Genomic DNA, 22,432 nt, shown 5'->3' with positions numbered 1-22,432 from the left:
AAAAATAGATACCCAAAAGAATGATTAAATTGACTGTATTGACTTATAATTCATAAATTTGCTAAATTTATAAGGTTTATATTATTTATAAAATTCAAGACATTTATTATAATTGTTATTATTATTGCAACTATTTCAAAGTTTTCTTTTTTAGTTTTTGAAATAAGAAGAACAGTTCCAAAGAGAATTAGACATATTATATATATTGATAGTGCAAGTGTAAAAATATTTGGCAAGTTAATATATTTGAATAAAAATGTTAACAATATTGAAATTAAAAATAGTATTGAATATGTTTTTAATAGATATTTAAATTTTGAATTCATTTAATCCCTCCTAAACTTCTCTATATGATATATTTAACCTAATTAATAGTTTTTAAAGCTAAATTAGTAAAATACTTAATTTAGATAGTTTTTAAGAAAATTATTTGATTGAAATGAAATATTTTAAAAATTTGTGAAATAAATGGGATTATTGCTCTAAATCTTGTACTTTGCTTGAAATATAGCACTTTTAATATTATAATATTTAGAGCAAAATGGAAAATTAATACATGGAGGATTGTATGAGATTATCTAAATTATATATGCCAACTTTAAGAGAAGCTCCAGCTGATGCAGAGATTGCATCTCATAAGCTACTTTTAAGAGGCGCTTTTATTAGAAAATCCGCAAGTGGGGTTTATACTTATCTCCCATTAGGATATAAAGTTGTACGTAAGGTTGAAGAAATAACTAGACAAGAGATGGATAATGCTGGATCTCAAGAGATTTTAATGAGTGCTATTCAACCTAAAGAAATCTGGGAACAAAGTGGGCGTTGGGAAAAATTTGGACCAGAAATGTTTAAATTACAGGATAGACATAATCGTGATTTCTGTCTTGGACCGACTGCTGAAGAGTATTTTACTACATTAATTAAAGATGAGGTAAAGTCTTATAAGCAACTTCCTTTAAATCTATATCAAATACAAACTAAATACAGAGATGAAAAAAGACCTAGGTTTGGAATTAATAGAGCTAGAGAATTTACTATGAAAGATGGTTATTCTTTTGATACAAATTCAAAAACTATGGAAGAGTCTTATATGAATATGTATTGTGCTTATGAAAAAATATTTGATAGATTAAGACTTGATTATAAAATAGTTCAAGGTGACAATGGAGCAATGGGTGGTAGTCAATCACATGAATTTATTGCTCTTTCTGAAACTGGTGAAGGTGTGATTGCCTATTCTGAGTCTGGAAAATATGCTGCTACTACTGAAAAAGCAGAGGTTAAGTATGTTTTACCTGAAAAAGAAGAAAAACTAGAAATGCAAGAGGTAAATACTCCTGGCACTACTACTATTGAAGCTGTATCAGAGTTTTTAAATGTTTCAAAGAATAAATGTCTAAAGGCAATTGATCTTATGGTTGAAGAAAAGCCTGTTTTTGTATTTATTCCTGGAGATAGAGAACTTAATATGGCAAAACTTATAGGTTTCTTAGGTGTTGCTGAACATAGTATTGAGATGATGAGTGATGAAGAAATTATTTCACTTGGATCAAGACCTGGTTTTACTGGACCTGTAGGGATTAGTGAAGATGCAAGAATTATTGTAGATAAAAATATCACTGAAATCGACAATCTTGTAGTTGGAGCTAATAAGGAAGATGCCCATATTAAAAATGTGAATTATGGAAGAGACTTTGAGGCTGAAATTTGCGATGATTTACTTGAGGTACAAGTGGGAGATATAATTCCTGAAACTGGTGAAGAGTATAAGTTTGCAAGAGGTATTGAAGTTGGAAATATTTTCCAATTAGGTACTAAATATTCATCTACTATTGGTGCAAAATATCTAGATGAAAATGGAAAAGATCAACTTATTTGGATGGGTTCTTATGGAGTTGGTGTAACAAGATCTGTTTCTGCTATTGTTGAACAAAATTATGATGAATATGGAATTATTTGGCCTATGACTGTTGCTCCATATCATGTGATTGTAACAGTTGTAAATGCTAAAAATGAAGAACAATTAGCTCTTGGTGAAGAAATCTATAATGCTCTTCAAAAAGAAGGTATAGAAGTACTTCTTGATGATAGAAAAGAAAGAGCTGGAGTTAAATTTAATGATAGAGATCTAATTGGTATTCCTCTTAGAATAACTGTTGGAAAAATGGCTATGGATAAGATTGTAGAATATTCTACAAGAAAAGAAAGAGTCAATGAAGAAGTATCTGCACAAGATGCTATCAATAGAGCAATTGAAACTGTAAAAGAAGAATTGAAATAGGAGATATTATGGCTTTTAAATTCGAAATAACTAAACATATAAAAACACTTTCAACTAATGCTAAGGGTTGGAGCAAAGAATTTAATATGGTTAGCTGGAATGAAAGAGAAGCAAAATATGATATTAGAGAATGGGATGAGTCTCATGAAAAGATGGGAAAAGGCGTAACTTTTACTGAAGAAGAGATAGAAAATTTAAAAGAAGCTTTAAAAGAGCTTTAAATTCAAAAAAGTTTAGCAATATTGTGGGAAAATCTCACTCTTATGATATAATATATTTTAACTGTAAATAAATAGCCTAAGTAATAGAACTTAGGAAAACGGAGGATAATTATGACTGATATAAAGAAAAAAGAAAAAAATACTGTATTTTTTAATATTACACTAGATGCTAAGGAAATTGCTAAAGCTGAAAAAGAAATTTTCAACAAAAATAGAGCATATTTCCAAATCCCAGGATTTAGAAAGGGAAAAGCACCTAAACAAATAATTGAAAACTTATATGGAAAAGATGTATTCTTTGAAGATGCTATTAATGAAGTTCTACCAAAGGCTTATGCTGATGCAATAGAAGAACTTGGACTTGATGTTGTTGATCAACCAAATATTGACATTGAAGAAGCAAATCACGGAAGTGATGTTGTTGTTGAAGTTAGTGTTGATGTAAAACCTGAAGTTAAACTTGGAGAATATAAGGGTATAGAAGTTGAAGATGTTAAATATGAAGTAACTGATGAGCTAGTTGAATCTGAACTTGAAAATCAAAGACAAATGAATGCTCGTCTAATTAACATTGATGATAGAGCTGCACAAATGAATGACAAAGTTAATATTGACTTTGAAGGATTTGTAGATGGAGAAGCTTTTGAAGGTGGAAAAGCTGAAAAACAAGATTTAGAACTTGGAGCTAATACTTTTATTCAAGGATTTGAAGAACAAATCGTAGGACATGAAGTAGGAGATGAGTTTGAAATTAAAGTAACTTTCCCAGAAGATTACTTCTCAGAAGATTTAAAGGGAAAAGAAGCAACTTTCAAAATTACTCTAAATACAATTTCTTATGAAGAACTTCCAGAACTTGATGATGAATTCATCAAAGATATTTCTGAATTTGAAACAGTTAAAGAATATAAAGAAGATATAAGAGCTAAAAAAGAAGTTGAATTTGAAGAAAGAGCAAAAGCTGAAAAAGAAAATGCTGTTTTAGAAAAAATAGTTGAAAATGTTGAAGTTGAAATTCCTGAAGGAATGATTAACTCACAAGTTAATTCACAACTACAAAACTTTGATCAAAGCTTAAGAGCTCAAGGAATGAGCTTAGAAGATTATATTAAAATGCTTGGTACTACAGTTGAAGATTTCTCAGAGAATTTAAAACCAGAAGCTGAAAAACAAGTAAAAACTGGACTTGCTATTGAAGCTATAGTTGAAGCTGAAAAATTTGAAGTAAGCGATGAAGAACTTGAAAAAGATATTGACGAAATGGTTGAAAAATATTTTGCTGATGATGAAGAACAACAAAAGAAAATGAAAGAATATATGCTTGAATCAAATAAAGAGGCTCTATTAGACAATATGAAGAGCAGAAAAGCTATAGAATTCCTTGTTGAAAATGCAAAATTTGTAGAACCAAAGGAAGAAAAAGAAGAAAACTAAGATAAATTTTAAAAAAGGAAATGGTGATTAGATGGCACTTGTACCTATGGTAGTAGAACAAACAAATCGTGGTGAAAGATCCTATGATATATATTCAAGACTATTAAAAGAAAGAATTATCTTTTTAACTGGGGAAGTAAATGATGTAACTGCAGATTTAGTAGTAGCTCAACTATTATTCTTAGAAGGAGAAGATCCTAATAAAGATATTCAAATTTATATTAACAGTCCTGGAGGATCTGTAAGTGCAGGCTTTGCAATTTTTGACACAATGAATTACATTAAATGTGATGTATCAACAATTTGTGTTGGACTTGCAGCATCTATGGGTGCATTTTTACTTGCTGCTGGAACTAAGGGCAAGAGATTTGCTCTACCAAATGCAGATATTATGATACACCAACCTCTAGGAGGTGCTCAAGGACAAGCTTCTGATATTAAAATACATGCAGAAAAAATCCTTGAAGTTAGAAATAGAATTAATAAAATTTTGTCTGAGGAAACTGGTCAACCTCTTGAAAAAGTTGAAATAGATACAGACAGAGACTATTATTTATCAGCTAATGAAGCTGCTGAATATGGTTTAATTGATAGAGTTATTGAGAAAAAAGACTGAGGTGAAAGATGTCTAACACAGATGATATTTTAAGATGTTCCTTCTGTGGGAAAACTCAAAATCAAGTAAGACGACTTATTGCAGGACCAAATGTCTATATATGTGATGAATGTATTGATTTATGTTCTGAAATTATAGATGAAGAAGAGGAAATTGTAGATGATACTATTTTTGAACTTAAAAAACCTGCTGAAATAAAAAGTATTTTAGATTCTTATGTAATTAAGCAAGAAAGAGCCAAACGTGCTCTTTCTGTTGCTGTTTATAATCATTATAAAAGAATTAATAGTACTAAAGAAGAAAGTGATATTGAACTTCAAAAGTCAAATATCTTGATGATTGGACCTACAGGATCAGGAAAAACTCTTCTTGCTCAAACTCTTGCTAGAATTTTAAATGTTCCCTTTGCTATAGCTGATGCTACAACACTTACTGAAGCAGGATATGTTGGAGAAGATGTTGAAAATATAATATTAAAACTAATTCAAGCAGCAGACTATGATATTGAAAAAGCTGAAAAGGGTATAATTTATATTGACGAGATAGATAAGATTGCTAGAAAATCTGAAAATGTATCTATAACTCGTGATGTAAGTGGTGAAGGTGTTCAACAGGCACTTCTTAAAATAATTGAAGGAACTGTTGCAAATGTACCTCCTCAAGGAGGAAGAAAACACCCTAATCAAGAATTTATTCAAGTGGATACTACAAATATATTATTTATTGTAGGAGGAGCTTTTGATGGAATTGAGTCTATTATAGAAGCAAGAACAAGCAAAAGCTCAATGGGTTTTAATATGGAAGTTGTTTCTAAAGAAGAATCTAGAAAAAATATTTTAGAAAAAGTACAAACTGAAGACCTACTAAAATTCGGACTTATTCCAGAATTAATAGGTAGACTTCCAGTAAATGTAACTCTAGAAGAACTAGATGAAGAAGCTTTAGTGGAAATTTTAACTAAACCTAAAAATGCTCTTGTTAAACAATATAAGGAACTTTTAAGACTTGATGATGTAGAACTTGAATTTGAAGAAGATGCTCTACATTATATTGCAAAAACAGCTATTGAAAAAAAAGCTGGAGCAAGAGGACTTAGAGGAGTAATTGAGAATACAATTATGGATGTTATGTATGAAATTCCTTCTAGAGATGATGTAAAAAAAGTAATTATTACAAAAGAATCAGTAGAAGGAAATAGTGAACCTAAAATTGTATTTAAAGAAACTAAATAAATCTTAAGGGCTCACGATTGTGAGCCTTTATTTTTCTTAAAGAAAGCTGGTGAAAAGATGGATAATAATATGAAATTACCTGTAATTGCTCTTAGAGATTTAATTGTATTTCCAAAAATGGTTACACATTTTGATTGTGGAAGACCTAAGAGTATTGCAGCAGTAGATGCAGCAGAAATTAAGGAATCATTAATATTTTTAACAGCTCAAAAGGATTCTGAGATTATGGATCCAACTGAGGATGATTTATATGAATATGGAACTGTTGCAACAGTAAAACAAATTTTAAAAATACCAGGAGGTATTGTTAGAGTTTTAGTAGAAGGACTATATAGAGCTAGAATAGTAGATATTGACTTAGATAGTGAATACTATGAAGCTAATATAGAAACCTTTGAAGAGTTAGAAGAAGAAGATCCAAAGGATAAAAATCTAGAAGCTGCAAAAAGGCTTGTAGAAGCTGATTTATCAGAATATGAAGAACTTGATACAAAACAAATTCCAGGAATATTAGAATCAGTAATAGATAATTCAACATCATCTAATCTAGTAGATACTTCAGCTGGATATATTAATCTAAGTATTGAAGATAATCAAAAACTATTAGAAATAGTAGATCCTTATGAAAGACTTCTTGAATACCATGGTATTTTAAGAAAAGAAATTGAAATGCTTAAAATTGAAAAAAGCATAGATCAAAAAGTAAAATCAAATATGAATGAAGTTCAAAGGGAATATTATTTAAAAGAACAATTAAAAGTAATCCATGAAGAACTTGATGAGGATTATGGGTCTTCTGTTGATGAATATAGAGAAAAAATTGAAAATAAAAAACTTCCAAAAGATGTTAAAGAAAAAGTTCTAAAAGAAGTTTCAAGACTTGCTAAGGTAAATGAAGCGTCTCCAGAATATACAGTTATTATAAACTATGTAGATTGGATACTTGATCTTCCTTGGGAAGAATCATCATCTGATGAAATAGACCTAAATCATGCAAGAAAAGTTTTAAATAATGAGCATTATGGTCTTAAAAATGTAAAAGAAAGAATTTTAGAATTTATTGCAGTAAGAAAGTTATCAGAAAGTTCAAAAGGGCCTATATTATGCCTTGTAGGACCTCCAGGAGTAGGTAAGACATCAATTGCAAATTCAATTGCAAATTCCCTTGATAAAGAATTTGTAAGAATGAGTCTTGGTGGAGTTACAGACGAAGCAGAAATTAGAGGTCATAGAAGAACTTATGTAGGAGCACTTCCAGGAAGAGTTATTTCTCTAATTAAAAAAGCAGGAGAAAATAATCCTGTATTTTTGCTTGATGAAATAGATAAAGTTGGATCAGACTATAAAGGAGATCCTGCAAGTGGACTTCTTGAAGTGTTAGATCCAGAGCAAAATAAAACTTTTACAGATCACTATTTAGAACTACCCTTTGATTTATCTAATGTGTTTTTTATAACAACAGCAAACACTACACAGACAATCCCAGGACCACTACTAGATAGAATGGAAGTTATTCAACTTGGAGGATATACTCCAGAGGAGAAATTTAATATTGCAAAAAAATATTTACTTCCAAAACAAATTAAAGAAAATGGATTAAAAGATTCTCAATTTAAAATATCTGATGGAGCACTTATGGATATAATAAATTACTATACAAGAGAAGCAGGAGTTAGAAATCTTGAAAGAGAAATTTCTAAATGTACTAGAAAAGCAGCTCTTCAAATAGTAGAAAAAAATAAAAAAAGTGTTTCAGTAACATCAAGAAATTTAAATAAATTCTTAGGAGAAAAATTCTATCTATTTGATCTAATAGATAAAGAGGATCAAGTTGGAGTAGTAAATGGACTTGCTTGGACTGAAGTAGGTGGAGAAACTCTTGCAATTGAAACAAATATAATGCCAGGAGATGGAAAACTAACATTAACAGGTCAACTTGGAGATGTAATGAAGGAATCAGCGATGGCTGCAATATCCTATCTTGCAAGTAATAGTGATAAATTTAATATAGATCCTGAATTTAGACATAATAAGGATATTCACATTCATGTTCCAGAAGGAGCAGTGCCAAAAGATGGACCATCTGCAGGAATAACTATGGCAACAAGTGTACTTTCAGCTCTTAGTAATAGAGCAGTTAGAAAAGATATTGCCATGACTGGAGAAATAACATTAAGAGGAAAGATACTTCCAATTGGTGGACTTAAAGAAAAACTTTTAGCAGCAGAGAGAATGGGAATTAAAACTGTATTAATTCCAAAAGAAAATGAACGAGATTTAAAAGAAATTGAAAAAAATGTGATAAAAGGCTTAAAAATAATTCCTGTAGAAGAGATGTATGAAGTGGAAAAATATGCCTTAATAGATGAAGAATGAAAATAAAAACAGCAGAACTCGATAGAGTTGCAGTTAAAAAAAGTCAATATCCAGATGGGGATTTGCCTGAATTTGCCTTTGCAGGAAGATCAAATGTAGGTAAGTCTTCATTTATAAATGCTATATTAAATAGAAAAAAGCTTGCTAGGACATCTTCTACACCTGGTAAGACTAGAACTATTAACTTTTATAAAATAAATGATGCATTAAGACTTGTAGACCTTCCAGGATATGGATATGCAAAAGTATCTAAAAGTGCAAAATCATCTTGGGCAGATAGTATTAATGAATATTTAGAATCAAGAGATGAAATTTATGAAGTATTTCTACTAGTAGATATAAGACATGAACCAACATCACTAGATGCTAGAATGTATGATTTTATTTTACAAAATGGCTTTACTGGAATTGTTATTGCTACAAAATCTGATAAGATTTCAAAAGGGCAATATGCTAAAAATATAAATATAATAGCAAAAAAATTAAAAATTAAAAATAAAGATTTAATAGTGCCATTTTCTTCAGAAAAAAAAGATATGGTAGATGAAATATGGTTTATATTAGAAGATATAATGAAATTTCATAAAGAAGATTAAATAAAAAAACGACGTAAATTAAATTTACGTCGTTTTTTTATTTAATTAGTCTTCATAAACTACGAAGTCTTCTTTTCCAGCTCCACAAAGTGGGCATACCCAATCTTCTGGAAGAGCTTCAAATGAAGTACCTGGAGCGATTCCACCGTCATCGTCACCTACAGCTGGGTCATATATATATCCACATAATTCACATTCGTATTTTTTCATAATAATTATTCTCCTCTCAACTTTTATATTTTTAATATTTATTCTATATTTTTCAGTATACATTATATATTCCCATTTTTGCAAATAATTAACATAAAAATTAAAAATTGTTTAATTGACAATAAATTACAAAGAGTTTAAAATGTATAATTTATGGGTAAAAAATAGAATGATAAGTGTTAAGAATGGAGTGTTTGTTATGGAAATATTATATAGTTTTAATGGCTCTGTAAATAGTGATTTAGAATCTGTTAAAACTTTTTTAAAAAATATATTAGAAAAATTAGGGACTTATATTAAAGATGAAGAGATGTTTTTTGATATAAGGCTTATTTTAAACGAGCTTATTGTTAATGGAGTAATTCATGGTAATAAAAAAAATTCAGATAAAAAAGTTTTTGTGAATATGACAATAGATGAAAATAATATAACTATAAATGTACGCGATGAAGGAGAGGGAATAGATTATGACTTCACTTCATATGATGTAGATCAAATGAGATGTTGTGGTAGGGGACTTGTGCTTGTAGAGGCATTAACAGATGACTTGATTTTAAAGAAAAATGAAATTATTGCAATAAAATATCTTTAATAATTAACAATACAAAAAAAGTATTGGTATTTTGTATAAATACATATAATTATTAAAGATATTTTATTTTTGTTAATAAATTCTTTAGATTAAGAGATTAGGAAATAAAAGACATATTGACAGTAAAAAAATCACCGACTATCGGTGATTTTTTTATTATTTAAAAGTTGCTATTACAGAACCATTATAACTTTTGTTAATAAATTCTTTAGTTTTCTCTGATTGTATGATTTGTATGAATTTTTGATATTTTTCATTTTCTTCATCTTCTTTTCTAATAGTAATAATATTAGCATAGGGAGAGTCTATATCTTCAAGAAATAAAGAGTCTTTTATAGGATCTATTCCATTTGAAAGTGCAAAATTGGAATTTAATATAATTATTTCTGAATCAGAAAAGTTTTTTAATATATCTTCTGGATTCTTAAAAACAAAATCTAGATTTTTAGTATTTTCTTCTATATCAAAATTACTTAAGTTAATAAAATCGGGATTTTTAAGTTTAATTATATTTGCGTTGTGAAGTAGTCTTAGACTGCGAGATTTATTTGATGAATCATTAGGTATAGTAATTGTATCAAATTCTTTTAAATCATCAAGGCTACTATACTTAGATGAATAAATTCCTATAGGCTCTATATGTATGCTTCCTAGAGATTTAAGATCTAAGTTATGTTCTTTTGAGAATATGTCAAAAAAAGGCTTATGCTGAAAATAATTTGCATCAATTTTACCAGATGCTAAATCCAAATTAGGTTCTACATAATTTTCATATAAGATTATTTCGACATCTAAGTTCTCGTTTTTAAAATCCTCTTTTAAGTTTTCAATAATCTCTTTATGAGGAGTAGGAGATAGTCCTATTATTATTTTATTATTATCTTCTGAATTAGAAGTAGGCTTTTGCTTATGATTACTACATGCCATTAGAGAAAGTATGGAAAGAACAATAGTTATGCTTAGAATTATTTTTTTAAAATATTTCATAATTCCTCCTAATCTAAATATATTTTTATTAAAGATTTCTTCTAAGAGAAAAAAGTAATTAAATTGTTTTTATGTACGTAAAAGAGCAAGGGGTGGACCTTGCTCTTTCTTTGTGTTTAATATTAAATAAATAAAATATAGAAAATATGGTATATATTGTATAAATTATCTGAATTATCTGAATAATGTTCCGCTAACGATTAGTTTTTGGATTTCATTAGTTCCTTCATAAATTTGAGTGATTTTAGCATCTCTCATCATTCTTTCAACATGGTATTCTCTCATGTATCCGTTTCCGCCAAGCATAGTTACACATTCTGTAGTTACATGCATTGCAGCATTTGTACATAGGTATTTTGCTTTAGCAGCTGAGATAGTGTAGTTTTTACCATTGTCTTTGTCAGCACAAGCTTTGTAAAGCATGTATTTAGCAGCTTCAATTTCCATAGCAAGTTCTGCCATTTTGAATGCAAGGTATTGGTTTTTGAAAAGAGGTTTTCCGAATTGTTCTCTTTCTTTTAGGTATTCAATAGCTATATCGAATGCACCTTCAGCAATTCCTAGTCCTTGAGCAGCAACTCCGATTCTTCCGCCATCAAGTGCTTTCATTGCAAGTTTAAATCCGTTACCTTCTTCAGTAATTTTGTTAGCTGCAGGAACTCTAACGTCTTCAAGAATGATTTCAGAAACTTGTGCAGCTCTGATTCCCATTTTGTTTTCGATTTTTCCAACTCTTAGTCCTGGAGTACCAGCTTTAACTACGAAACATGAAAGACCTTTTGCTTTCTTTTCTGGTTCTGTTAAAGCATAGATAGCATAGTATCCAGCTAATGGTCCGTTTGTGTTGAATATTTTCATTCCGTTAAGAACATATTCGTCACCGTCTTTAACTGCAGTTGTAATACATCCAGCAGCATCTGATCCAGCATTTGCTTCAGTAAGTCCGAATGCACCGTGAACTTTTCCAGCTAAAACTTCTGGTAAGAAAGCTTTCTTTTGTTCTTCAGTAGCATCTGAGTTCATAACGCTTCCACCGTATAGTGAAGTTGAAACTGAATATGAAATACCCATTGAAGCATCTACTTTAGAAATTTCTTCTACAGCAAGTGCATATTCTAAGTATCCAAGTCCTTGTCCACCATATTCTTTTGGATATGGAAGTCCGATTAATCCCATTTCTCCCATTTTATGGAAAAGGTCAATTGGGAATTCGCTTTTTTCGTCTCTTTCGATAACGCCTGGTTTAAGTTCTTCTTGAGCAAATTTTCTAACAGCTTCTTGAAGTGCTTTTTGTTCTTCAGTTAGTTCAAAATTCATAATATCCTCCTTGATAATCTCGAATGTTATTCAATCATTATTTTATTTTTTCATGTAATAATTAACATACTATCTTTTACATTGATTCATTTTTCAAAACTTTTATAAAAATAATGTCAATTGAGTTTAGTAACCCAATTATTTCGAATTGTGAATTAAGTTAAGCTTTAAATAAGTACGGCATATTATTTAACGTGAATACTTAGTACGCTAATTATTTTAATCACAATATATCACCCCTCGCAAACATTGTCAAGGGGATAAAATTATAATGTTTGGATTTTCATTAAAATACTAAAATGTATTAATAAAAAACAAGCTAATTATTGATAAATAACTTGACAAATTTAAGTTGTAGAACCATAATAATAGTTAATCAATAAATAAGTAAACATTTGCAAATTATTACCTTTAAATAAGGCAATATAAAGCGAAAGCTTAAGAAATCAAGTATTGAATTCTTTCAAATATCTGGGAGAATATAATTTGCTTAAAGTTTGAGAATTTTTTAACATTCTATATTTTGCAGAAAATCAAACTTTGTGTTTTGTTTTAGATTCTTTGTTATATTATGTTGAAAACATTATCTAATATATATAAAAATGTTATTTATTGCACATATAAGGTGTGTAAGGGATTTTTTACTCCGACTAGTTAGTATACTAAATGTTGGAAACATTAATAGTTCTTATGATGTATTCTTTATACAGTATTATATTTTTTACATAAATAATAAAGACTAAACACTATTTATTAAAACTAGATTGTTCTAGTTGTTATGGTTAATAGCTATTTTAAATTATTTTAAATTATTTAGGAGGTATTTTAATGAAAAATTTATTAATGGAAGTTGAAAACGAAGTTGCGGTAGTTACTATTAACAGACCAAAATCACTAAATGCACTAAACAGTGAAACTCTTGCTGAACTTAATGAAACTTTTAAAGAAATTGAAAAAAGAAAAGATATCAGAGTTGTAATCTTAACTGGATCAGGAGCTAAATCATTTGTAGCTGGAGCAGACATTTCAGAAATGGTTAATGCATCAGCAGCTGAAGGAAGACAAATGGGAATGTTAGCATTTGAAGCATTCAAAAGATTAGAAGATATGCCACAAGTTACAATTGCAGCAGTTAACGGATTTGCTCTAGGTGGCGGATGTGAAATTTCAATGGCTTGTGATATTAGAGTTGCAGCAGACAATGCTAAATTTGGTCAACCAGAAGTTGGTTTAGGAATTCTTCCAGGATTTGGTGGAACTCAAAGACTTCCAAGACTTGTTGGAAAAGGAAGAGCTAAAGAACTTATTTTCACAACTGACATGATTGATGCTGAAGAAGCATATAGAATTGGACTTGCAAATAAAGTAGTTCCAAATGCTGAACTTATGGATTTCTGTAAAAAAATGGCAGCTAAAATAATGAGCAAAGGAAGCTACGGAATAACTCTTGCTAAACAAGCTATTAATGTTGGTCTTGATACTGACCTTGCAAGTGGACTTCAATTAGAAGCTAACCTATTTGGTCTTTCATTCGCTACTAATGATAAAAAAGAAGGAATGACTGCATTCTTAGAAAAACGTGAAGCTAAATTAACAGATTTCTAATTTAGATTAGTTTAAGAATATAGTAAAAGACAATAATAAAATAGGAAGCATTCTTAGGAGGTTATTTAATATGAAAAAAGTTCCAGTAATAACTGCTAGGGAAGCTGCTGAGCTAGTTAAGGACAATATGACTTTAACTAGTTCTGGCTTTGTAGCAAGTTGTATGCCTGAAGCTTTAACAAGTGCTGTTGAGGAAAGATTTTTAGAGACTAGTTCTCCTAAAGATTTAACAGTATTTTATGCAGCAGCTCAAGGAAATAGAGATGGTTCAGGTGCAGATCACTTTGCACATGAAGGACTTATAAAAAGAGTTATCGGTGGTCACTACAATATGGTTCCAAAGCTTGGAGAAATGATCCTTGCTAATAAAATTGAAGGATATAACTTTCCTCAAGGAACTCTAGCTCAATTATATAGAGATATTGCAGGACATAAATTAGGAACTATAACTCATGTTGGTCTTAATACATTTGCAGATCCTAGAATTGAAGGTGGAAAGCTAAATGACATTACTAAAGAAGATTTAGTAGAAGTTATTGAAGTTCTAGGAGAAGAAAAACTTATATATAAATCAATTCATTTAGATATAGGATTTATTAGAGGAACATATGCTGATGAATACGGTAATGTTACTTTAGATCATGAAGTAGCTAGTACTGAAGTTACTTCAATGGCTCAAGCAGTTAAAAACTGTGGTGGAAAAGTTGTAGTTCAAGTTGAAAAAGTAGTAAAAGGTGGATCATTAGATCCTAAACTTGTTAAAATTCCAGGAATCTATGTTGATTATATTGTTGTGGCAGAAAATAAAGAAGATCACGAACAATGTAGAGGTTGTGAATATGATGGAGCTATGTCTGGAGAATTTAAAATTCCTCTAGATGGTGGCGAAGCTGCAAAACTTGATGCTAAAAAAATCATCGGAAGACGTGCTGCTTTAGAACTTGAAGAAAACACAGTAGTTAACCTTGGAATAGGTGCTCCAGAATATGTTGCAACAGTTGCTAATGAAGAAGGTATTGGCGATTATATGACACTTACTGTAGAAGCAGGACCTATTGGTGGAATTCCACAAGGTGGAGCTAAATTTGGTGGATCAGTAAACCCAGATTGTATACTAGATCAACCATATCAATTTGACTTTTATGATGGAGCTGGAGTTGACCTTGCATTTTTAGGTCTTGCACAAGCTGATAGTCATGGAAATATTAACGTAAGTAAGTTTGGACCAAGAATTGCTGGATGTGGTGGATTTATAAATATCACTCAAAATGCTAAAAAAGTATTTTACTGTGGAACATTTACAGCAGGTGGACTAAAAACTGAAGTTAAAGATGGAAAATTAGTTATTAATCAAGAAGGTAAATCTGTTAAATTCTTAAAAGATGTAGAACAAATTACATTCTCTGGAGAATATGCTAATAAAATCAAACAACCTGTAATGTATATCACTGAAAGAGCAGTATTTGAACTTAAAGAAGATGGAATGCACTTAGTAGAAGTTGCTCCAGGAATCGATGTTAAGACTCAAGTATTAGATCTAATGGACTTTGAACCAATTATTGATGGTGAACCAAAGCTTATGGATATGCGTATATTCAGAGATGAAGTTATGGGACTTAAAAAATAAAAAAATTAAATAAAAAATTTATATATAATAGGAGATATTTATGAACTTTGGAATTCTTGTTTTAGTATTAGCAATAATACTATTCGCGTTATTAGCATTTAAACAAATAAGTGCTTTAATTCTTGCTCCTGTTGTTTCAATATTTGTTATAGTATTTTCAGGCATGCCAATTTTGGCAAGTCTGAAAGACTATTTCATGCCAGCAGCAGCAGGTTATGTATCTAGTTATTTTTTAATCTTCTTTGTTGGAGCACTTTTTGGATCTATTTACCAATTTACAGGTGCAGCAGAAGCAATAGCAAGATTTATAGCAAAAGTATGTAAGGGAAAATTCGTAGCACCAATTATTATGACAATTACTGGTATTCTTACTTATGGTGGTATCAGTGGATTCGTAGTATTCTTTGTAATTTATCCAATAGCACTTCAATTATTCAAAGAAGGAAATATTACAAGAAGACTTATGCCAGCAGCAATTTCATCAGGATGTTGGACATGGTCAATGAGTGGTCCAGGATCACCATCAATTCAAAACGTTATAGCTATTGACAACTTAGGTACAACAGCTAATGCAGCTCTATTACCATCAATACTTGCAACAGTTGCAATGTATGCATTAATCTTTGCATGGTTAGAGTACAGAACACGTAAATTCACTAAAAAGGGAATTGTGTTTGATGATAAGACATTAACATATCAATTAACAGCAGAAGAACTTAAAGAAGATGAAGTAGATGCAGATCTACCAAATCCATATTTAGCATTTTTACCAATTATTGCTATTTTAGTATCATTTAACGTACTGCATGTTCCAGTAGAAACTGCAGTTACAATAGGTATTGCGCTAAGTATTGTATTATTCTTTAACAAAATTGAAAGTTTAGCAAAATGGATTGAGTTATTTAACAAAGGTGCAGCAGACTCAGGAGTTGCTATATTAAATACAGCAATTGTTGTAGGATTTGGTGGAATTGTTCAACAAACTAAAGGATTCTCAGACTTAGTTAACTCACTACAAAACTTCAACTTAAGTCCATTAGTATTTGTAATGATTACAGTTTCTATTTGTGCTGGTGCTTGTGGTTCAGCTTCAGGTGGACTTGGAGTTGCATTTAATGCCCTAAAACAAACTTATGTTGAAATGGGTATTAACTTAGAGTATGTTCACAGAATTGCAACTATTTCTGCAGGTACTCTAGATACACTTCCTCATCAAGGAACACAAATTACTCTACTAAATATTTGTAAATTAACTCATAAAGAAGCTTACTACGATATAGCTATTACTCAAATTTTAATACCATTTATCGTATGTTTCATCTTTATTGGTCTTGTAAATATTGGTATTGTATAAATATTGATAAATTTAAAAAGGTATCCTTTAATAGGGTACCTTTTCTTATTTATATAAGTAAAATTTAGTATGATTTTAAGTATTATTTATGTATACTTATATTATAAATTTTTTTAAAAAGGAAGGTAATAATGAATATAATAGTTGTTTTAAGAAATCTATATAATAATGCAGATATTTTTGATGATGAAGAATATTTGGGAAAAAGTGATAGAAATATTATTTCAGAAGCACTAATTGCAAAAGATAAAGTGGGAGGAAAAGTTTCAGTACTTCTTTTAGCTGAAGATGTAAAAAATAGTGATCAAACATTAAAATCAGCACTTTCTCTTGGTGTAGATGATGCTTACCATTTAGCAATAGATGATTTTGATTTTTCCGATTACCATACATCTGCAAAATTAATTGCAAAAAGTATAGAGGAAAATTTTTCTGATTTTGATTTAGTTTTATTTGGAAGACTTGCCTATGATGGAGATGCTGTAAATATTTCTACGCTTGTTTCGGAATATTTAAATATTCCAAGGATAGTTTATAGTAAGGAATTTGAAGCCTTTGAAGAAAGTATCATTAGTAAAAAATATATCACAATAGAAGAAGCTTATACTTTAGAGGTAAAAACACCATTAGTTCTTCAATCTATGAGAGAAAAGGGACTTGTAAGACATCCTAAAGTGTCTGATATAATGAGAGCTTATAATGATGTGGAAGTTGTAAAATTAAATGCAAAAGAAATACTTGAAAACAATATTATTCAAAAAGATAAAAATAGTATAGAACTTATAAAAAACTTCTCACCAGAAAGTAATTTAGATAAAGAGCTTAAAATATTAAATGGGGTAAGTGATATAGAGTCATCTGAAAATTTAATTGAAGTATTGAGAAATTTAGGATTTTAAAGGAGATATTATGATTTATATTATTGGAGATAGTAATAGAAAAATAAATAATGAACTTGTGTTAAAAGCAAGAGAACTTTCTTTAGATTTAAAGGAAGAAGTATCTATTATATTTATAGATAGTAGTATTAAAGATATTCATAAAAATTATGATGTAGATGAAATTATACTTCTTAAAAATGAAAAATTTATAAATTATGATTATGAATCTTATTCTAGAGCTTTAATTGAATTCTTAGAAGATAAAGATGCAAGTATTGTTTTATTTTCATCAAATCAAAGGTATAGAGAAATAGCTGCAATTCTAAGTGTTAGAATAGATAGAGCACTTCTTACAGATTGTACTAATATTATGATTGAAGAAGATGGCATTGTTGCAATTAAACCATCTCTTGATGGAAGTAGTTTTTCTAAATACAAATTTAATGGAGAACATCCTTATCTTGTTTTAGTAAAAAGTGTAGAAGTTAAAAAAGAAATATCTAATAAAAATATTAGTGAAATTAAAGTAATAGATTCTGATTATTTTAATAATGAAAATGTAAAGATTTTAGATATTGAAAAAGACTTAAAGAATATAGTTGATATAAAAGATGCTGATATAATATTTGCAGGAGGAAGAGGTCTTTTAAATGAGGATAGCTTCTTAGACTTAAGAAAGCTTGCTAAAGAGTTTAATGCTTCAATAGGTGGCTCTAGACCTACTGTAGACTTAGGATGGGCTAGAGTAGATGAACAAATAGGCCAAACTGGAAGTTTTGTAAAACCTAAGGTATATATTGCCTTTGGTATTTCAGGAGCAATTCAACATATTGCAGGAATGGGAGAGTCTGAATATATTATAAGTGTAAATAATAATAGAAATTCACCAATCTATAAATATTCTGATTATGGAGTAGTTGCAGATGCAAATTCAATAATTAGGAATATGTTAAATATATTAAAAGAAAAAAATACTAATAGTATCTAAACTATTAGTATTTTTTATATTGTAATAATTCTTCTTAAGTATTTTTTTAATGTTTGTTTTTCTTCTTCACTAAAAATAGACATTACATCTTTATTTACTTCTTCAACTACTTTATTAACAGGAGCTTCAAGAGCCTTTGATTTTTCTGTAAGATCTATTTTAATATATCTTCTGTCGTTTTCATCAATTTCTCTAATGATTAAGTCTTTATTTTCCATTCTTTCAAGTATTCCAGAAATAGTGGAGTTTTCAAGATCTAGAAATTGTGCAATTTCTTTAGGATTATGCATATTTAATTGCCAGATACATTGTAATACGCCATATTGAACAGGAGTAATATCAAATTGCTTTAATCTAGACTTCATGATTTGAAAGACTTTATGTTGTGAAGTTGTCAATAGAAAATTGATACAGTCACTTAAATATATAGCTAACACCTCTTTTAATTTGAAATAGTATTTGAATAATAGTTCTTATACTAATTATTATAATATATTTAGATGAAATATGGTAGTGAAAATGAAAAAAACAAGGATTTAACCTTGTTTTAATTCTTTTTTATTATTTATTTTTTTCTTTGCTATATAAACAATATCACGAATTTCACGAACACCAAGTTTATATAGACTTACTCCATATATAATAACTGCAACTCCAACGACTATCATTAGTACAATTAGCTTGACTAGCGTTGTTTGAGCATTTCCTGAAACAAAAGATATAAAGAATTTTTCAATTGGGAAATATACAAAACAAAATATTCCCATTAAAGTTGCTGCCATTAATGTTTTTATTAATGCCTTTATAATAGACTTCATTCCAAGATTTCCAATTTTATCTCTTAATAAAACGAAACTAATAATTACAGCGATAGTAGTTGCTATACTAACTGATGCTGCAAGTCCACGAGTTCCAAATTTATGTGCTACAAGTAAATTTAATCCAATATTAATTGCAACATTTATAGCTCCAACAAAAAATGGAGTCTTAGTATCTGAAATAGAATAGTAAACTCTATTTAATACATTTGATATTGAAATTGATATTAATGCAAGTGTATAGCATCTAAGAGTTGCTGTTGTATCTATTGCATTTTGAATTGTAAATTTACCATGAAGATAGGCAATATCTACAATAGGTCTTGCAAGTATAAGCATTCCAATAGTAGCAGGTACTGTTAAGAATAATACTGTCTTAATAGATGCATTCATAACTCTTTTACCTTGTTTCATATTTCCTGAACCAAAGGCTCTAGACATAGTTGGAAATATAATTGCAGTAATTGCAGTTATAAAAATTCCAAGAATCATTGTATTCATTTTATTTGCATAGTTTAAAACTGATGCTGCACCAGTTTCCATACCAAGTGCAAGATTTCTATTTACAATAACATTTAAATCATTTACAGAAGTAGATATTAATACAGGTATTGCAAGTATTAATGCCTCTTTTACATATTTATCTTTAAAATCAATTACAAACTTAGGTCTATATCCAACTTTAAAAGCATCAGGAAGTAGAAATAAAATTTGTGCTAATACTCCAAGAACAGAAGCAATAGTAAGTCCTACAATACCAATATGATGTAAGAAAGAAAGATAAAAGATATATACAAGATTTAGTGGAATTGCAATAGCTCCTGCTGCTGCAAATTTTCCTTCATATTGAAGAAATCCTGTAAAAACTCCTGCAATAGCAGAAAATATAATAACAGGCATTCCAAACTTTGTAAGTTTGACAACAAGTTCAAAAGTTTCAGGATCAGCTTTAAGTGCTGTTAAATAAGAAACATATTTTGCAAAAATAATTCCAAGTGCAATAAGTACAATAGAAAATATTGATACAATAGATAGCATATTATTTGTATATTTTAATTTATGATCTTCTCCAAGCTCTGATTCAACCTTTTGTAGTCCTGGAATAAATGTAGTTGAAATAGCTGTAACAATTAGAGCTGATATAATAGCTGTTGCAGCTTGCGATGCTGTAAAGGCATCCATTTCAATTCCAGCGCCGAATTTAGATGCTTGTAAAGCCTCTCTAAAGAATCCTAAAATCTTTCCTATAAATGAGAAAAAAACAATTGCAAGAGTAGACCTTGCAAGGTTCTTAGTTGTTTCCATATTTACCTCCAAAGCGTGATATTCACTATAAAAGTATATTATTTAATCTATTATAAGTCAACTAAAAGCAAGCTTTGTTGCTAAATCTTATCATTTACTTTAATATATAATGGGGTGATGATTTTGAAGAATATTGATTTAATAAAAAGAGTTTCTCCTTATTTTAAAAAATACAAGGGAATATTGTTTTTAGATTTATTCTGTGCTGGTTTAACAACTGCATCAGAAATGATACTGCCTTTAATTTTAAGACACTTAACTAATACAGGAATGTATAATTTTAGTGAACTTACATTAAATTTAGTATTAAGACTTGCAACTTTATTTGTAATATTAAAAATTATAGACTTAGTAGCAGGATATTATATGACAAGTATAGGTCATATAATGGGCGCAAAAATAGAAACAGATATGAGATCTGATTTATATGCCCATCTTCAAACAATGAGTGATTCTTTTTATAACGAAACAAAAATTGGAATAATAATGAGTAGAATTACTAATGATCTTTTTGACATTACAGAATTTGCTCACCACTGTCCAGAAGAGTATTTTATAGGTGCATTAAAGATAGTTATTTCATTTATTATACTTGCAAGAATAAATTTATTAATGACTATATTAATATTTTTAATGATTCCTATAATGGTTATATCTGCATCTAAATACAATAGAAAAATGAGACAAGCTCAAAAGGACCAAAGAATTCATGTAGGACATTTAAACTCTTCAATAGAAGATTCACTTCTAGGAATAAGAGTTGTAAAATCTTTTGCAAATGAAGATATTGAAAATGAAAAATTTGAAGTTGAAAATAATCAGTATCTTGGAATTAAAAAGAGATTTTATAAATCAATGGCAGGATTTAATACAATTACAAAATTATTTGATGGAGTAATGTATTTAATATTAATAGTTGCTGGTGGAATTTTTATGATGCAAGGAAAAATTAACCCAGGAGACTTACTTGCTTATGTAATGTATGTAACTTCACTTTTAACTACTGTAAAAAGAATAGTAGAATTTACTGAACAATTCCAAAAGGGAATGACAGGTATTGAAAGATTTACAGAAATAATGGATATAAAATCTGATATAATTGATTCTAAAGATGCAGTAGAACTTAAAGATGTAAAAGGTAAAATAGAGTTTAAAGATGTTGATTTTAAATATGAAGCAGGAACAGAATATGTTCTAAAAGACTTTGATCTTAATATTAATCCAGGTGAAAATATTGCAATAGTAGGACCATCTGGAGCAGGTAAGACTACAATTTGTAACTTAATACCAAGATTTTATGATGTAAATAATGGAGAGGTTTTAGTAGATAATAAAAATGTAAAAGATGTAACTATTGAATCTCTTAGAAATAATATTGGTATAGTCCAACAAGATGTATATTTATTCTCAGGTACAGTAATGGACAATATTAGATATGGTAAAACTGATGCATCAGACGAAGAAGTTTTAATTGCAAGTAGACTTGCAGGAGCTGAAGAATTTATAAAAGATCTCCCAGAAGGCTTTGACACTTATGTTGGAGAAAGAGGAGTAAAATTATCAGGTGGACAAAAACAAAGAATCTCAATTGCAAGAGTATTCTTAAAAAATCCTCCTATATTAATATTAGATGAGGCAACATCAGCTCTTGATAATAAATCAGAGGCAATAGTTCAAAACTCCCTAGAAGAACTAACAAAGGGAAGAACAACAGTAACTATAGCTCATAGACTTACAACAGTTCAAAATGCAGATGAAATTATAGTAATGACAGAAGAGGGAATTGTTGAACGTGGAAAGCATAGTGATTTAATGAAAAAGAATGGATACTATTATAACCTTTATACAAAAGGTGGATTAATAGAAGTATAAAAAAGAACCCTTCAATTAAGAAGGGTTTTTCTTGTAAATAGAAAACCCCCAGTTAGACTGGGGGTTCCGTAAAGCTTTAGCGTTAATTCTCTAAAAATTAAAAAACCTCTAGTGATAAAA

Annotated in this window: 20 protein-coding genes; 14 read left to right on the top strand and 6 right to left on the bottom strand. The window is 29.3% G+C overall.

The features are described 5' to 3' along the window. Positions 1-50 precede the first annotated feature (50 nt). A complete protein-coding gene (locus tag J2Z71_RS08065) occupies positions 51-326 on the bottom strand; it encodes a hypothetical protein (RefSeq protein ID WP_210061936.1) in 276 nt (91 codons plus the stop codon). Positions 327-568: 242 nt separating this feature from the next. Here J2Z71_RS08065 and J2Z71_RS08060 point away from each other — a divergent pair, with 242 nt between their 5' ends. The 7 genes from J2Z71_RS08060 to yihA all read left to right on the top strand — a co-directional run bounded on the left by J2Z71_RS08060 (position 569) and on the right by yihA (position 8,756). Next, positions 569-2,281 carry a proline--tRNA ligase gene (locus J2Z71_RS08060; RefSeq protein ID WP_210061934.1) on the top strand — a complete coding sequence of 571 codons (1,713 nt, stop codon included), beginning with the start codon at positions 569-571 and terminating at the stop codon, positions 2,279-2,281. Between the two features lie 8 nt (positions 2,282-2,289). Continuing rightward, positions 2,290-2,502, top strand: coding sequence for a YdbC family protein (locus J2Z71_RS08055; RefSeq protein WP_210061931.1), 213 nt, complete (start codon positions 2,290-2,292; stop codon positions 2,500-2,502). Between the two features lie 111 nt (positions 2,503-2,613). Then, positions 2,614-3,936: a trigger factor gene (gene tig / locus J2Z71_RS08050; protein WP_210061929.1), complete on the top strand. Its 1,323-nt coding sequence runs from the start codon at positions 2,614-2,616 to the stop codon at positions 3,934-3,936. Between the two features lie 31 nt (positions 3,937-3,967). Continuing rightward, a complete protein-coding gene (clpP, locus tag J2Z71_RS08045; protein WP_210061927.1) occupies positions 3,968-4,552 on the top strand; it encodes an ATP-dependent Clp endopeptidase proteolytic subunit ClpP in 585 nt (194 codons plus the stop codon). Between the two features lie 8 nt (positions 4,553-4,560). Beyond that, on the top strand, positions 4,561-5,784 hold the full coding sequence (gene clpX / locus J2Z71_RS08040) for an ATP-dependent Clp protease ATP-binding subunit ClpX (protein WP_210061925.1): 1,224 nt from the start codon (positions 4,561-4,563) through the stop codon (positions 5,782-5,784). A 57-nt stretch (positions 5,785-5,841) separates the two neighbouring features. Then, positions 5,842-8,160 (top strand): endopeptidase La, encoded by a 2,319-nt coding sequence (lon, locus tag J2Z71_RS08035; protein WP_210061922.1) that lies wholly within the window; start codon positions 5,842-5,844, stop codon positions 8,158-8,160. Next, the gene (gene yihA / locus J2Z71_RS08030; protein ID WP_210061920.1) at positions 8,157-8,756 is read left to right on the top strand and encodes a ribosome biogenesis GTP-binding protein YihA/YsxC; all 600 of its coding nucleotides are present in this window, start codon (positions 8,157-8,159) and stop codon (positions 8,754-8,756) included. Before lon ends, yihA begins: the two co-directional genes overlap by 4 nt. 45 nt (positions 8,757-8,801) lie before the next feature. On the opposite strand, the gene rd is transcribed toward yihA, so the two are convergent. Beyond that, complete coding sequence (gene rd, locus J2Z71_RS08025; RefSeq protein ID WP_210061918.1) at positions 8,802-8,966, bottom strand: rubredoxin; 165 nt, start codon at positions 8,964-8,966, stop codon at positions 8,802-8,804. A gap of 199 nt (positions 8,967-9,165) precedes the next feature. On the opposite strand from rd, the gene J2Z71_RS08020 reads away from it, so the two are divergent. Continuing rightward, positions 9,166-9,558, top strand: coding sequence for an ATP-binding protein (locus J2Z71_RS08020; RefSeq protein WP_210061916.1), 393 nt, complete (start codon positions 9,166-9,168; stop codon positions 9,556-9,558). Positions 9,559-9,714: 156 nt separating this feature from the next. Here J2Z71_RS08020 and J2Z71_RS08015 read toward each other — a convergent pair whose 3' ends face one another. Next, the gene (locus J2Z71_RS08015) at positions 9,715-10,545 is read right to left on the bottom strand and encodes a MetQ/NlpA family ABC transporter substrate-binding protein (RefSeq protein ID WP_210061914.1); all 831 of its coding nucleotides are present in this window, start codon (positions 10,543-10,545) and stop codon (positions 9,715-9,717) included. A gap of 174 nt (positions 10,546-10,719) precedes the next feature. After that, the gene (locus J2Z71_RS08010) at positions 10,720-11,862 is read right to left on the bottom strand and encodes an acyl-CoA dehydrogenase family protein (RefSeq protein WP_210061911.1); all 1,143 of its coding nucleotides are present in this window, start codon (positions 11,860-11,862) and stop codon (positions 10,720-10,722) included. Positions 11,863-12,690: 828 nt separating this feature from the next. On the opposite strand from J2Z71_RS08010, the gene J2Z71_RS08005 reads away from it, so the two are divergent. From J2Z71_RS08005 to J2Z71_RS07985, 5 genes are all read left to right on the top strand, one after another. After that, complete coding sequence (locus J2Z71_RS08005; RefSeq protein WP_210061909.1) at positions 12,691-13,467, top strand: enoyl-CoA hydratase-related protein; 777 nt, start codon at positions 12,691-12,693, stop codon at positions 13,465-13,467. Between the two features lie 70 nt (positions 13,468-13,537). Next, a complete protein-coding gene (locus J2Z71_RS08000; RefSeq protein ID WP_210061908.1) occupies positions 13,538-15,094 on the top strand; it encodes an acyl CoA:acetate/3-ketoacid CoA transferase in 1,557 nt (518 codons plus the stop codon). Positions 15,095-15,134: 40 nt separating this feature from the next. Then, entirely contained in the window at positions 15,135-16,448 is a 1,314-nt protein-coding gene (locus J2Z71_RS07995; RefSeq protein WP_210061907.1) for a GntP family permease, read from the top strand. Positions 16,449-16,579: 131 nt separating this feature from the next. Next, positions 16,580-17,347 (top strand): adenine nucleotide alpha hydrolase family protein, encoded by a 768-nt coding sequence (locus J2Z71_RS07990; protein WP_210061906.1) that lies wholly within the window; start codon positions 16,580-16,582, stop codon positions 17,345-17,347. Positions 17,348-17,357: 10 nt separating this feature from the next. Continuing rightward, complete coding sequence (locus J2Z71_RS07985) at positions 17,358-18,317, top strand: electron transfer flavoprotein subunit alpha/FixB family protein (protein WP_210061905.1); 960 nt, start codon at positions 17,358-17,360, stop codon at positions 18,315-18,317. 14 nt (positions 18,318-18,331) lie between these two features. Here J2Z71_RS07985 and J2Z71_RS07980 read toward each other — a convergent pair whose 3' ends face one another. Further along, entirely contained in the window at positions 18,332-18,682 is a 351-nt protein-coding gene (locus J2Z71_RS07980) for a MarR family winged helix-turn-helix transcriptional regulator (RefSeq protein ID WP_210061904.1), read from the bottom strand. Between the two features lie 171 nt (positions 18,683-18,853). Next, positions 18,854-20,440 (bottom strand): murein biosynthesis integral membrane protein MurJ, encoded by a 1,587-nt coding sequence (murJ, locus tag J2Z71_RS07975; RefSeq protein WP_210061903.1) that lies wholly within the window; start codon positions 20,438-20,440, stop codon positions 18,854-18,856. A 117-nt stretch (positions 20,441-20,557) separates the two neighbouring features. On the opposite strand from murJ, the gene J2Z71_RS07970 reads away from it, so the two are divergent. Beyond that, entirely contained in the window at positions 20,558-22,312 is a 1,755-nt protein-coding gene (locus J2Z71_RS07970) for an ABC transporter ATP-binding protein (protein ID WP_210061902.1), read from the top strand. The last annotated feature ends 120 nt before the right edge of the window (positions 22,313-22,432 follow it).

This window comes from Peptoniphilus stercorisuis, assembly GCF_017874395.1.
Taxonomy (GTDB): domain Bacteria; phylum Bacillota; class Clostridia; order Tissierellales; family Peptoniphilaceae; genus Anaerosphaera; species Anaerosphaera stercorisuis.
This window is presented reverse-complemented; position numbering and strand designations above follow the sequence as displayed.

Coding starts and splice junctions, on each gene's coding strand:
- J2Z71_RS08060 (WP_210061934.1), top strand. CDS start 569: ATGAGATTATCTAAATTATATATGCCAACTTTAAGAGAAGCTCCAGCT.
- J2Z71_RS08055 (WP_210061931.1), top strand. CDS start 2,290: ATGGCTTTTAAATTCGAAATAACTAAACATATAAAAACACTTTCAACT.
- J2Z71_RS08020 (WP_210061916.1), top strand. CDS start 9,166: ATGGAAATATTATATAGTTTTAATGGCTCTGTAAATAGTGATTTAGAA.
- tig (WP_210061929.1), top strand. CDS start 2,614: ATGACTGATATAAAGAAAAAAGAAAAAAATACTGTATTTTTTAATATT.
- J2Z71_RS07980 (WP_210061904.1), bottom strand. CDS start 18,682: ATGAAGTCTAGATTAAAGCAATTTGATATTACTCCTGTTCAATATGGC.
- yihA (WP_210061920.1), top strand. CDS start 8,157: ATGAAAATAAAAACAGCAGAACTCGATAGAGTTGCAGTTAAAAAAAGT.
- J2Z71_RS07970 (WP_210061902.1), top strand. CDS start 20,558: ATGATTTTGAAGAATATTGATTTAATAAAAAGAGTTTCTCCTTATTTT.
- J2Z71_RS08000 (WP_210061908.1), top strand. CDS start 13,538: ATGAAAAAAGTTCCAGTAATAACTGCTAGGGAAGCTGCTGAGCTAGTT.
- J2Z71_RS07990 (WP_210061906.1), top strand. CDS start 16,580: ATGAATATAATAGTTGTTTTAAGAAATCTATATAATAATGCAGATATT.
- clpP (WP_210061927.1), top strand. CDS start 3,968: ATGGCACTTGTACCTATGGTAGTAGAACAAACAAATCGTGGTGAAAGA.
- J2Z71_RS08065 (WP_210061936.1), bottom strand. CDS start 326: ATGAATTCAAAATTTAAATATCTATTAAAAACATATTCAATACTATTT.
- clpX (WP_210061925.1), top strand. CDS start 4,561: ATGTCTAACACAGATGATATTTTAAGATGTTCCTTCTGTGGGAAAACT.
- J2Z71_RS07995 (WP_210061907.1), top strand. CDS start 15,135: ATGAACTTTGGAATTCTTGTTTTAGTATTAGCAATAATACTATTCGCG.
- J2Z71_RS07985 (WP_210061905.1), top strand. CDS start 17,358: ATGATTTATATTATTGGAGATAGTAATAGAAAAATAAATAATGAACTT.
- lon (WP_210061922.1), top strand. CDS start 5,842: ATGGATAATAATATGAAATTACCTGTAATTGCTCTTAGAGATTTAATT.
- J2Z71_RS08005 (WP_210061909.1), top strand. CDS start 12,691: ATGAAAAATTTATTAATGGAAGTTGAAAACGAAGTTGCGGTAGTTACT.
- murJ (WP_210061903.1), bottom strand. CDS start 20,440: ATGGAAACAACTAAGAACCTTGCAAGGTCTACTCTTGCAATTGTTTTT.
- J2Z71_RS08010 (WP_210061911.1), bottom strand. CDS start 11,862: ATGAATTTTGAACTAACTGAAGAACAAAAAGCACTTCAAGAAGCTGTT.
- rd (WP_210061918.1), bottom strand. CDS start 8,966: ATGAAAAAATACGAATGTGAATTATGTGGATATATATATGACCCAGCT.
- J2Z71_RS08015 (WP_210061914.1), bottom strand. CDS start 10,545: ATGAAATATTTTAAAAAAATAATTCTAAGCATAACTATTGTTCTTTCC.